Below are 11755 nucleotides of genomic sequence, written 5' to 3'. Positions count from 1 at the left end.
CCTGATCGCCGCCGGAATTGGTGTAGACGGGTGGAGAACTGTCGCCAGAGGTGGATGCTGATTGCGTCACTCGAGAACAGCTAGGGAACGGTGAGGCTGTACGCAAGAGCGACCGTGGAACGATTTGCTGCACTTTGCGTAGAAGTGTCGAGCGAGATAGAAAAAGAGGGAAGTTCTTATGAAAACGATTTTGATGGCCGGCGCGGCGCTGATGCTTGGTGCGGCGCCGATTGCAGCCACTGCCCAGGGCATGAATACCCAGACCAACACAATGAACCAGCGCGGCACTGGCATGATGGACGCGCAGCAAAAGGCCATGTATGATAGCTGGAATCCTGATCAGAAGGCCGATTATGACCGCTGGCCAGCTGATCAGCAGTCGTACTACTGGACACTCGATCCGGTTCAGCAGCAAGCGTTCATGATCCTTACTCCTGACCAGAGAATGCGGATCTATTCCATGGCTCCCGAGCAGCGAACGATGGCTTGGCAGGCGATTGCCAAGCAGATGAACGGTGCCACGCCGATGAACAATTCCATGGCGGGCCAGAATACGATGGGCCAGAACACCATGGGCCAGAACAGCATGGGCCAGAGTTCGGCAATGGCCGGATCTTCCATGGGCACTTCCATGAACAGCAATTCGCAGGTGCGCTACGTCAGCCGCCAGATCCTGCAGAGTGGAGTGAACGCAGTTCAGCCGAGCGAATATCCGGTCTGCACCGCGCAGATTACCGATAGCTGCATCAATCCGCGTGCGGTGCCCAACAGGTAAGCCAAACGTAATATGACGCACATCATGACGGGCGGCCTTCCACAAGGAAGGCCGCCCGTTACGTTATGAATTGCTGATCGCCCGGTCGGGATCAGAGCATGACCCGGCATTTGGCGAGATATTCCATATCAGCGTCACATCCGCGCTTTCAAGCGCATCAGATGCAGTCGAGCCCGACCGCTGTCGCGCACCGCATCCAATTCGAAGGCCGCTGCACTGACCTTCTCGTCGCGACCCGTTTCCAGAGCGATCCATGCACCTGACGATATCCAGCCAAGCCGATGAAGCCGATCAAGCGCCACAGGTCCTGCACCTGTTCCATAAGGCGGGTCAAGAAAGACGAGCTCCGGCTGGAGTTTGGCAGGTCCCAGCGTCATCACCGATCCTGCGATAATTTCGCTTGTTTTCCCCGCGGCTAGCGAGACGGCATTCTGCCGCAACGCGTGCAGCGCGGCGGGCTCCTGCTCTACGAACAAGGCGTGGGCAGCGCCGCGTGACAGTGCCTCAAGGCCGAGTGCACCGGACCCTGCAAACAGGTCGACGACGGTCAGTCCGTCAAAGCTGCCGATGCGGCTTGTCAGCATGGAGAACAGCGTTTCGCGCGTGCGGTCTGCCGTTGGTCGGGTGTGCGGCCCTGCCGGCGCTACAATAGCGCGGCCTCGCCATTTGCCGGCGATGATCCTCATGACCTGCGGCGGCTGACCTGCTTGCAGAACCGCTCGACCTCGATTTGCGGAACTTCCTCGGTCGCTCCGCGGGCAAGATTGCCAAGTACGAATGGTCCGTAGGCGAGCCGCATCAGCCGGGATACCTGTAGCCCCAGATGTTCAAGCACCCGGCGAACCTCCCGGTTCTTGCCTTCGGTCAAGGTAAGCTCGATCCACTGATTGCGGCCCGTGCGCCGTTCCAGATTGGCATCGATGCTGCCGTAGCGCATGCCATCGATCTCAATTCCGTCCATCAGCGTTTCGAGCTGTGCCTGGCTGATGTCGCCAAAGGTGCGTGCACGATACGTGCGCACGATGCCGCTTGCGGGCAGTTCCATGGTGCGCTTCAACTCGCCATCATTGGTGAGCAGCAACAGCCCTTCTGTGTTCATGTCGAGCCGGCCAACCGGCATCATCCGCGGGGTTCCGGCTGGCAGAGCGTTGCGCAAGGCGGTGTAGATGGTCGGCCGTCCACCAGGATCCCGCTCTGCCGTCAACAGGCCATCGGGCTTGTTGAACCGGAACAGACGGGTCGGCTGCGCTGCGGCCACCGGTCTTTGATCGACCGTGACGCCTGCAAGGGAGGAAAGCACCACTGCAGGAGTGTCCAGCCGCTCTCCATTTATAGCAATTCGGCCATCGGCAATCATGCGCTCCACTTCGCGGCGCGATGCCACTCCGGCACGGGCAAGCAGCTTTGCGATCCGGTCTCCTTCGCGCGGCCGGCCATCGGGCAGGGCGCCGGTCTGTGGTTGCTTTCCTGCCTTTGAGGCAGAAGGCGCCTTTCGGTCCAATGCCGTTGCTCGAGCCGGGCGCTGCCGGGGTCGTCCTGGTCGTTTGTCGTTCACGGATCAGCCATGCTTCATCGCCTGTTGTTGCACAAGCATGCAGATGGCATGGAGGACGCAAATGGCGGCAGCGTTGTCCGGCAAGTGCGCCGATCCGGCGTGCCTTGCCGGCACCCATGCAGGGCGAGCCATAAGGAGTGGGGATGACACAGCAGACCGCCGGGACGCAGACGGCAAATGTCGCGGACCGCGAGGACTCAAGGGATACCGGATCACCTGGCAAGCCGGGCTGGCGCAGGTTGATCCGATCGCTGCGCAACCGCAAGACGGCGTTCATGCTCCTGTTCGGCTTCGCTTCCGGGCTTCCCTATACGCTTCTGCTGTCCACGTTGTATGCGTGGATGTCGGATGCCCGGGTCGATCTGGAGACCGTGGGTGTTTTTTCGCTGATCGGGCTCGCGTTCGCGTTCAAGTTCCTGTGGTCGCCGCTTCTCGACCGGGTGAACATCCCTTTTGTAAAGCGGCTCGGCCATCGCAAGCAATGGATCGTGGTTGCGCAATTCTCTCTGGCTTTCATTCTGGCAATTGTTTCCACGCTTGACCCTGCCGGGGCCATAGGGATGCTGTCCCTGCTTGCCGGAACAGGAGCCTTTGCTTCTGCGACACAGGATGTGGTGATGGATGCATGGCGCGTGGATGTGGCCGATGAGGTTGCGACCATCGACATCCTGTCGACTGTCTATCAGCTTGGTTGGCGTTCGGCGGTGCTGGTGGGCGGTGCGCTGGCGCTGTTTCTGGCAGAGCGGCTGGGCTGGCCTTTTGTTTACGCGATAATGGCCGGGATCATGTTCTGCATCGCAGTGGCATCCCTGTTTGCACCTGAGGCGGGGCAAAGTGAAACGAGCCTAGCGACAGATGCGCGCCACCTGGCCGATCTGCGTATGGCTGGACAGATCCGGCCGCAGGTGCGTGGCTGGGCGCTTGCCTTTGTGGCTGCATTGTGGGCCTGGGCGCTGATCACGGTTGGCGTGTTCATGGTTCGGTCGCTGGGCAGCGATCCGTCGTTCCGTCCGGATTCGGTTGCATTCGTCACACAAACCGGGCCCGTAATCGTGATTGCCACGGTCATCATCCCTGCCGCCATTGCCGGCTGGCTTGAAGCGATGCGTCGTCGCGGACGCCATATCCTGCAGGAGGACAGCCGGAGTACCGGCACATTGGACAGCCTTGTTGACCACGGCTACCGGGCATTGATCCTGCCGCTGACCGAGTTTGTCGGCAGGTTGGGGTGGGCAGTGGTGCTGGTACTGGCACTTGTGCTTTCCTACCGGATCACCGACACCATCTGGGGCAGCTTTGCCTATCCGTTCTACCTGGGTGAGCTGCAATACACGAAGGACGAGGTGGCAATTGCCTCCAAGTTCTTCGGCGTCGGAGCGTTGATGCTGGGCATTGCGCTGGGAGGTGCGTTGTTTACCTTCATCGGGCGCATGGCAGTCATGACGATCGGTGCTGCAGCTGCTGCTGCCACCAATCTTCTGTATGCCGACCTTTCGCTGGGCGGACATGTAATGCAGGCAGCGGCACATCTGAGCGGGTTCGCCTGGCTGGTGGAGCAGCTTGGCGGCGACGCGCGGCTTGCCCGGCTGATGCTGGCGATCGGCGGCGAAAATATTGCAGGCGGGATCGCCGGGGCGGCACTCGTGGCGTATCTTTCCTCTATTACTGCAAAAGGATATAGCGCAGTCCAATATGCGCTGCTGTCGTCGCTTACCTTCCTGGTTGGTACCCTGGGCAGGGGTGCGCTTGGTCGCATGATCGAGGAGCAGGGCTATTACCCGGTGTTCCTACTCACCACGGGTATCGGCCTGCTGGCAGTGGTGCTGTGCGTGCTTGAGTGGATTCGCACCGCGCGTCAGAGCCGAGTTGCGCGGCAAGAAGCCTCGCCTGCAGCGTCTGAGGCAGCCGATCCATCCATGGTATCACAGGTTTAGTTACAAACACAGGCGCCGATACGGGTCCGGTCGCGGTGTCAGGCGGTCAGCACCCGGTTGCGACCAGCTGCCTTTGCCCGGTAAAGCGCTTCATCGGCAGCAGAGAGGGCAACCAGGCTGGCGTCGTGATTGCCTGTTGCAGAAGCAAGTCCGGCAGAAAACGTGATCCGTCCGATGAACTCGTCGGTCTCCCGCACGCGGAACTCCCTCAAAGCCAGAGCTGCGCCGCGACCAGCCACCAGCTTGCGCGCCTGCTCGATGTCGGCAAAGGCGATCACGACCATGAATTCCTCACCGCCCCAGCGGCCGACAAAATGCGGGGAGCACTGCTCCTGCAGCAGGTTTGCAACCATTCTTAGCACCCGGTCGCCAACCGCGTGGCCGTAACGATCGTTGATGGATTTGAAGGCGTCGATGTCACACAGGGCCAGGACACGCGGCGTGTCCATTTCAGCCAGGTGGCGCAGATGTGCTTCGATGCCGCGGCGATTGGCAAGTCCGGTAAGCGCATCGCGGCTGGCATCGTCACGGGCCGCGTCAAGGTCCTGCCTTAGCCGTTCGACGTCACAGGCGGCATTGTTGAATTGATGTTCGGCCTGACGGGTGCGCTCGACCAGGCTGCCGACGATGGAGGTAATCTGCGGCACCGCGGTTCCCAGTGCGGCGAGTTCGCCACTGAGATCGCGACCTGCTTCGCCTGCTGCGGCGGCAACGCCGACGGCCAGTTCAGCGATTTTCAGGACGATGTAACGCAGCGCATCGCGTTCGCTGTCGCCCGGTTCCGGTGGCTGCGCCAACACGCCGATGACATGGCGATTGAAGAGATCGTCCGCCTCCTTCTGACGCAGGCGCATGCCATTGTCAGTGGCCAATTGTATCGCCCGGCCAAGTGGCGAGTGGTCATCTTCTTGTGCCAGCCATGCCAGCGAGTAGTTGCGCGGCGTGGCAGGAAGTTTCTGATTGGCGAGAAAGGCAATGACCTTTTCGGCTTGGCGGATGCTGTCTGATTGCATGATATCGATCCTGACGGATGTGATGCATCCATGCTGTAGTGCCTAAATAATAATCAGCGGATAAATAAACCTTTGTTATGCTCACTTCGACATCATCTGCAATCGAGGTATGCAGGGACGGCCTGGCGCCTCCAAGTTTCCACACTTCGAAATCGACGGAGAAACCCTGCCCGGATGCGAGATGGTCGAGCGCAGATTGGCAACAATCACATGGGTTTCAGAGGCTGCACGGTTCGGACAGCGACATGGGTAGCTTATCGTCGAACAACTTGCGGCAGTGACCATATGCCACGTCCTCATGGAAGGGCGGCCGCTCGGGGGAGTCCTGCCAGGCAGGCTGCCCCACACATCCTGTCCGATGGCGGTGCTCCCGCGGCAATTGAGCGCAACGACAAGGCGTATGACGCTATGGGGCTTCAGGTGTATCTGCCGAGATTGAGTCGGTTATCTGGTCGGGCAGGCGGCGAATGTGCGGACTGGCCTCGAACGCGGTGAAGGTAGCAGACGATCGCGTGTGCGCGACTTTGCGACTGACGCCGCAGCAAACCATATAACGCGCGACACCTTGCCTTGACCGGTGGCCAGTCAGCCATCAGCTTGCATTCCTCGTAACCAGTCGATTACTTAATCCTGCAGATGCGCTTGTGTTGCGGCCTTGGCCTACCCCACCCGTTCCAAGATTTTTAACAGCAGCCATGGCGCGAACGGACCGCGAAGTGGTCTGCCAGGTTGCAGCATCCCTCTTGTTGATGGTTTAACGGACATGTAAATCGATGTTGGCAATTGGTTTCGGCAGCGCGACAGGCATCACATCCGAGTGGTGAAGTGAAAAGCCATACAGCATCTTGCGGGCAAGCCAAGGCGCGGAGCCGTAGACGCGCGGCATGATCAACCTTGCATGGTGCAGCCATTCTTCGAAGAGCTGCAATCATGCGGTGTTCCTCGTCAGACATGTTTTACCGATAAGAGCGGGTATCTGCCTGCGGTTCAGGCCATGGATTTGCAGAAGCGGTTGCGTAAGGGTCAGCGGCGCGTGCGTTTCAAGGTTCATTCGCGGATGATACGACGCGCCCAAACGAAGCAAGGATCCAGTTTCCTGCCTTCGCGCTGGAAAACCGATCTGCCAAGATATTACATGCTAATTTGCCGCCGAAAATCTCCTGTGTATGCGTATGCCTCCATGAGTTTGCGGGTCATCTGGAACCCTGACATATAGCAACTGCCGCCGGTTCAACACGTGACCAGCACTGATCCCTCGGGGGTCTACCGGGTTGCAGCAGATGATGGACAAGCGTTGCTGCGATCGGCTTAGTCTGACCTGATCCAATGTTGATAATGTGTATTTGCCCACCCATTGGGTCACGCAGGGCGGCGCATCGCTGCGCTTGTTCAAGGTGAGGATCGCATCGAATTTGCAGCTGGGTAGCTGGACGTGCCAGACAGAACTTGCCGGGCAATACCCTTGCAGCGTTTGAAAGCCGCGGCAGCGCTGCCAGCATGTGCCATCCCATGCTTCTGCATGCGGCCAATCCTTTTGAAGAGCGCTGTCTCACTCCTAATACGCGACCGGAAGAATAATCAGCCTGCGACCGCAGCATGGGAGAAGGTATGCCACCTTGTTTCAGATGGCGATCAGCGGAGCGGTAATGGCAAAGTCGATGCCCGCAATCATGCGTCGTTGCATCTTCAAGATATCCCTCGATGATCAGGAGCGCCTTGGTTGAGCAGTCTCGTATCGCTCGGCCGGCATGAGACCCACCACGGCTGTCGGCTTCGGACACAATGCGTGATCCACCCCGAAAAGATTGATGCAGATGAAGTCCTGTTTGCTTCTAATCGCGTGTATTTGGCAGAGCGTCTCACTACGCCTCGTCCAACCACCGCGCCTCCAGCCAGCGCGTTGTGGCAAGCGGTTGCCAACTTTCGAGGCGGCTTTGCAAAGCATAAGTGACCGTGTCGTGCGGCATCGGCTTTTTTATTGGCCCTGCCCCGGGTTACTGATGTTGCGCCGCACGCAGCAATTGTTTTTACAGATCCGGTCCCTCAGTCCTGGACGGTCACAAATACGCGAGCCGTTGGATCATTATCGACCAGGTGCTCGTTCCCGACCTCAGGCGCGGCGATGTTGTGATCATGGACAACCTGTCCAGTCACAAGCGCGCCAGCGTCTGCGACCTGATCGAGGCGGCCGGTGCCCGCCTCATATTCCTCCCGCTCTAAAGCCCCGACTTCAACCAGATCGAGAAGGCGTTCGCCCGCCTTATGGCCTTGCTCCGCAAGGCCGGCGAGCGGACTGAACGGAAAACGCGCTAAAGGCGGGACCACTGCCTCGCCCCCCAACCGCCATCACAAAGCTTGGAGGAATCCCTACTCAGCATCCTCCATCGACAGCCGCGACAAAACAAACCGCCCACAAGCTGGCTTGATCCAGAGCTCGCGATGATCGTAAATCCCGTTCGTCATCACGGAGTAGAGCCCCTTTGGCAGCAATCTTCCGAGCTGCGCGGTCGGCTCCTATGGAAAAGGCCCGGCAGCATGGCCGGGCCTCTCCTGTGATCTCCAGCGCTTCCCTGAAAATTCAGAAGCTTGCGCCTACCGTCACGCCATAGGAGCGATCGCGGCCAAAGTAGAAGCCACCATAGCCGAGCTGGCCAAAATCGACTGCCCGCTCTTCATGCACCTTGTCGAACAGGTTTTTACCCCAGAACTGCACGAAAGCGGTGCTGTCACCCGAAAGCGGAATGTTGCCGATACGAAGCTGCGCATCGACGAGCGTTCTGGCACGCGATTCAAGATCCCGGGCAAAGGTGGACGTCTGCGGGGTGGTAAAGAAGTAATGGTCGCCCTCGTAAGTTGCCGCAATCCGAGCCAGCACAAACATCTCATTGCTGAGATAATACTGGTACTGAACCGCGCCGCTGGCCGTAATGTTGGGGGTATTTACTTCCGACAGTACGGAATCGGCGATATCGATCACGGTGCCATCTGCCTGGGTGAGCGGATAGGTGACGAAATCCCGATCGACATAACCAAAGGAGCCACTGAACGTCAGGTCATCGATAGGTTCGATGAACAATTCACCTTCGACGCCGTTATAATGCGTTTCACCGGCATTGGCCACGATCACGCCAAAGCCACCTCCGGCAGGGTTGCTGACGGGCTGGCTGATCTGCTGATCAGTATATTCGGAGTAGAACCCGGCAAGGTTGAGCCGGATGCGGTTATTCCAGAACAGCGTCTTGATGCCGACATCATACGACATCAGGATTTCCGGCTCGAAGGGATCCTGCAAAGTGCGGATGTTGAACCCACCTGACCGATACCCGCGCGATGCCTTGGCATAAACATTGATGTCGTCGGTGACGCGATAATCCACGGTGACATGCCCGGTCGGCTCGCTGTAATCGGCGTCGGCGAGGTTGGTGAATGGCTTGGTCTGCCGAATGCTCTTCTTGTCCCATGTGTAACGCAGACCGACCGTCACGCCGAGCTGCTCCTCATCCCCAAGGCGATATTCGCCCTGACCATAGACGGCATAGGATTCAGCCGATGTCTTGTAATCGACCAACGCAACGGTGTTCAAGAGACGGTACCGGTCTTCGGGAGAAAGGGCGTCCGCCAAGATGGGACCCAACGGGCCGAAATTGGGATTGAAGCGCAGGATCTGATCGACATCAAGCACCACGCCGATGCTCTGCGCACTGAACTCATCCGCCGTCTCATAGAAGTAGAAACCGCCCAGAACCCAGTTGAACCGACCAGCGTTGTTCGACACGATTTCCAGTTCCTGACTGATCTGATCCTGGCTGCGCTCACTCACCGTCTCGAACAAGGACGTGGTGGTGGTGGGGACAGCAAGACCCGACACGAAATCAGCGCCGGCACCCACGATCGGCCTGATCAGGTCGGCTGGAAGACCGTTGAACAAGGTTTCATTGGAGAATTGCGGGCCTGTGACTGCGCCAAACCCGTCAAGATCGGTTCCCGGCTCATCACTGCGCCAGCTGCGCCAGCCAGTCGTCGAGCGCACCGTGACGGGTCCAAAGTCGTTTTCGAATTTCAGGACATGTCCGTAAAGTTTGCTGGCAACAGGTACGGCATCGTCCAGGCAGAACGCGTCGCGTCGTTCCTGTACGATATCAAGATCGCAGCCCGGAGTGGTCGTCGCATTGTTGAGAAATCCCTGCACGGTCGGCGATGCAACGGTCGTCTGGAAAGCGACGGGAGTGGCCCGGAAATCCGTGTAGTCGAACGAATAATAAACAGATCCCGTGTTCCCCAGATCGGCTTCAAGAGCGAAACGGCCGGCATCGATATTGCTGGCACCAGGATCCTTGTTGTCGCCAGCGGTCAGCAGATTGTCGACGTAACCGTCGTTCTGATCGTGCGCATAGGTGAAGGAGAGCCGCAGATTGTCATCGATCAGATTGCCGGTATTCAAGCGGACAAGCGCACTGCGGCTGTCCTGATTGCCGTAACCCGCTTCGACATCGATGCCGAGGTCGTTTTCCGGGCGCCGCATGCGGAAGCTGACCGCGCCACCTGTGGAGTTGCGGCCGAACAGCGTGCCCTGTGGGCCGCGCAGCACTTCAACTGCTTCCACGTCCTTTGAAAAGACCGCCGAAGCTGCGGAGCGGGCCAGATAGATGCCATCGATGTACAACGCGACCGACTGGTCGATCGTCAGCGATTCGTCACCGCCGGTCGTGATGCCGCGAATAGCCACCACGGTCGCTGCGGGGTTAACGGTACCGGGACTGACCGAAAGGTTTGGTGCAAGGGCGCTGATATCGCGAATATCGCTGAAGCCTGTAACTTCAAGCTGCTCCTGACCAAGGACCGAGATGGCGACCGGCACGTCCTGCAGGTTTTCGCTGCGCTTGTTGGCGGTGACCAGAATGACGTTGCCGGTGTTTTGTACAGGCTCTTCTGCTGCAAAGGGTGCAGCTGTTGCAGCGCTGTCGTCCTGGGCCAGCGCGGCACCGGACCATCCTGCAAGGCTGCTCCCGGCAAGCAGAACGAACGACATCTTGCGCACCATCTGTGACATTCATGATCCTTGTAAAAAAGACAAGACAAGAGCCGCCACACATCGGACGGCCACTCATTTGCAAAAAAAAGCCATGGAAATGGCATTGAGAAAAAGAAATTGAGGGGCTGACGCGCAGGTCAGCCCCTCAAAGGTCTTGCGTCAGGTCGTTCTCAGATGAACATGTCCTTGTTTTCGCCACCAAGCATGACGCCGCCAAGGTTTCGCCCGAACCCGACCGGATTGTTGGCAACATGCGCGCGGCCGATATGCACATCGTTCCACAATTGCTGGATCGGAGAGCCGGTAAATACGCTGCGCCCGCCTGCAACGTCGAACAGAAGGTCAACCGCCTTGATCATCTTTTCGATGACGAGGCTGGCCTGATAACGGTAGAGCACCCGATCCTCGATCGGAATGGTTTTGCCTGCTTCCAGCAAGTCCATCATCGCATCGAAATTGGCGTACATGACGCTTTCGACTTCGGAAACCAGATTGCGCACTTCGGCCAGACGTCGCGTGATGTCAGGATCATTCTGCATCTTGGTTGCGTCGGTGCTGCTGTTGGCGGAATTTTCCATGAACAGCGACAATGCATGCTTCACAGCGCCAATTGATGCCGAGGACACCACGCGGATAAACACCTGCGCCCACGGCAGGTCGTAAAGAGCAGATTCCTGATTGTGCACGCCGTTGAAACCATCGACCTGCTTGTGCGAGCGATAGTCGGGTACGAAAACCGGCTCAGCTATGACAACATCGTTGGAGCCGGTGCCTTGCAGGCCCATGCTGAACCAGGTGTCCTCGATTTCATAATCGCTGCGCGGGACGAGAAAAGTGCGATAGCCTTCACCTGCAACCACGCCGCCAAGCAGCGCCCATGTGCAATGTTCCGAACCCGAACTCCAGCCCCACCGACCAGACAGCATCACGCCGCCGTCAACCTGCTCCACCTTGGCGCCAACCGGATTGTACGAGCTTGAAACATACGTGTCGGGATTGTCGGCAAAGACGTCATGCTGCGCACGTTCGTCCATCAAGGCGATCTGAAAAGGATGCACTGCAATGATGCCGCCTGCCCAAGCCGTGCTCATATCGGCTTCGGCCACCTGAACCTGCGCCCGGAAAAAATCCTGCGGCCGCATTTCCAGTCCGCCCCAGCGGGCGGGCAACAGGGCACGCATGAAGCCGGTCTTGCGCAAGGCTTCGATGCTTTCGTCCGCAACCTTGCGTTGTTCACGCGTCTTCTGACTGTTTTGCGCAACGACGGCAAGCGCTTCGTCGAATCCTGTCAAACCAGTCTGCTGCGAAACGTCAGTGGGAAAAGCACGTGCGGCGTCGGCCATAGTCGAACTCCTGCAAAGATGCGCAATTATCACATAATCGCAACTCGCCGTAAACTGTTTTCGTAGCGTATCCGCCGATTGGTTCCGCAGAATGCGCTTTCTG

The 11755-nt window shown here is 58.6% G+C and carries 8 protein-coding genes and 1 pseudogene; 3 read left to right on the top strand and 6 right to left on the bottom strand.

The annotated features are described in order from the left end of the window. Positions 1–178 precede the first annotated feature (178 nt). Positions 179–775 carry a hypothetical protein gene (locus RM533_RS03415; RefSeq protein WP_311339810.1) on the top strand — a complete coding sequence of 199 codons (597 nt, stop codon included), beginning with the start codon at positions 179–181 and terminating at the stop codon, positions 773–775. 134 nt (positions 776–909) lie between these two features. On the opposite strand, the gene rsmD is transcribed toward RM533_RS03415, so the two are convergent. Together rsmD and RM533_RS03405 are read right to left on the bottom strand one after the other, a co-directional pair. Further along, positions 910–1461, bottom strand: coding sequence for a 16S rRNA (guanine(966)-N(2))-methyltransferase RsmD (gene rsmD, locus RM533_RS03410; protein ID WP_311339809.1), 552 nt, complete (start codon positions 1459–1461; stop codon positions 910–912). After that, complete coding sequence (locus tag RM533_RS03405; RefSeq protein WP_432265018.1) at positions 1458–2330, bottom strand: pseudouridine synthase; 873 nt, start codon at positions 2328–2330, stop codon at positions 1458–1460. The genes rsmD and RM533_RS03405 overlap by 4 nt, the downstream gene beginning before the upstream one ends. 143 nt (positions 2331–2473) lie before the next feature. Between RM533_RS03405 and RM533_RS03400 the strand changes: the two genes are divergently transcribed. Beyond that, positions 2474–4264 (top strand): AmpG family muropeptide MFS transporter, encoded by a 1791-nt coding sequence (locus RM533_RS03400; protein WP_311339808.1) that lies wholly within the window; start codon positions 2474–2476, stop codon positions 4262–4264. Positions 4265–4302: 38 nt separating this feature from the next. Here the strand turns inward: RM533_RS03400 and RM533_RS03395 are convergent, their stop codons facing one another. Further along, positions 4303–5277 carry a GGDEF domain-containing protein gene (locus RM533_RS03395; protein WP_311339807.1) on the bottom strand — a complete coding sequence of 325 codons (975 nt, stop codon included), beginning with the start codon at positions 5275–5277 and terminating at the stop codon, positions 4303–4305. A 754-nt stretch (positions 5278–6031) separates the two neighbouring features. Next, the gene (locus RM533_RS03390; protein WP_311339806.1) at positions 6032–6205 is read right to left on the bottom strand and encodes a hypothetical protein; all 174 of its coding nucleotides are present in this window, start codon (positions 6203–6205) and stop codon (positions 6032–6034) included. A gap of 1112 nt (positions 6206–7317) precedes the next feature. Here RM533_RS03390 and RM533_RS03385 point away from each other — a divergent pair. Beyond that, positions 7318–7572: pseudogene (locus tag RM533_RS03385) on the top strand (transposase); the annotation flags it as partial. A gap of 283 nt (positions 7573–7855) precedes the next feature. Here RM533_RS03385 and RM533_RS03380 read toward each other — a convergent pair. Further along, entirely contained in the window at positions 7856–10327 is a 2472-nt protein-coding gene (locus RM533_RS03380) for a TonB-dependent receptor (RefSeq protein WP_311339805.1), read from the bottom strand. A 152-nt stretch (positions 10328–10479) separates the two neighbouring features. Then, positions 10480–11652, bottom strand: coding sequence for an acyl-CoA dehydrogenase family protein (locus RM533_RS03375; protein WP_311339804.1), 1173 nt, complete (start codon positions 11650–11652; stop codon positions 10480–10482). Positions 11653–11755 lie beyond the last annotated feature (103 nt).

This window comes from Croceicoccus esteveae, from assembly GCF_031846435.1.
In the GTDB taxonomy this organism is placed as follows: Bacteria; Pseudomonadota; Alphaproteobacteria; order Sphingomonadales; family Sphingomonadaceae; genus Croceicoccus; species Croceicoccus esteveae.
The sequence above is the reverse complement of the archived record's forward strand: the minus strand, read 5'-3'. Positions and strand labels throughout refer to the sequence as shown.

Excerpts from the sequence above, each read along its gene's own strand:
- rsmD (WP_311339809.1), bottom strand. The coding sequence starts at position 1,461 with ATGAGGATCATCGCCGGCAAATGGCGAGGCCGCGCTATTGTAGCGCCG.
- RM533_RS03395 (WP_311339807.1), bottom strand. The coding sequence starts at position 5,277 with ATGCAATCAGACAGCATCCGCCAAGCCGAAAAGGTCATTGCCTTTCTC.
- RM533_RS03415 (WP_311339810.1), top strand. The coding sequence starts at position 179 with ATGAAAACGATTTTGATGGCCGGCGCGGCGCTGATGCTTGGTGCGGCG.
- RM533_RS03400 (WP_311339808.1), top strand. The coding sequence starts at position 2,474 with ATGACACAGCAGACCGCCGGGACGCAGACGGCAAATGTCGCGGACCGC.
- RM533_RS03380 (WP_311339805.1), bottom strand. The coding sequence starts at position 10,327 with ATGTCACAGATGGTGCGCAAGATGTCGTTCGTTCTGCTTGCCGGGAGC.
- RM533_RS03375 (WP_311339804.1), bottom strand. The coding sequence starts at position 11,652 with ATGGCCGACGCCGCACGTGCTTTTCCCACTGACGTTTCGCAGCAGACT.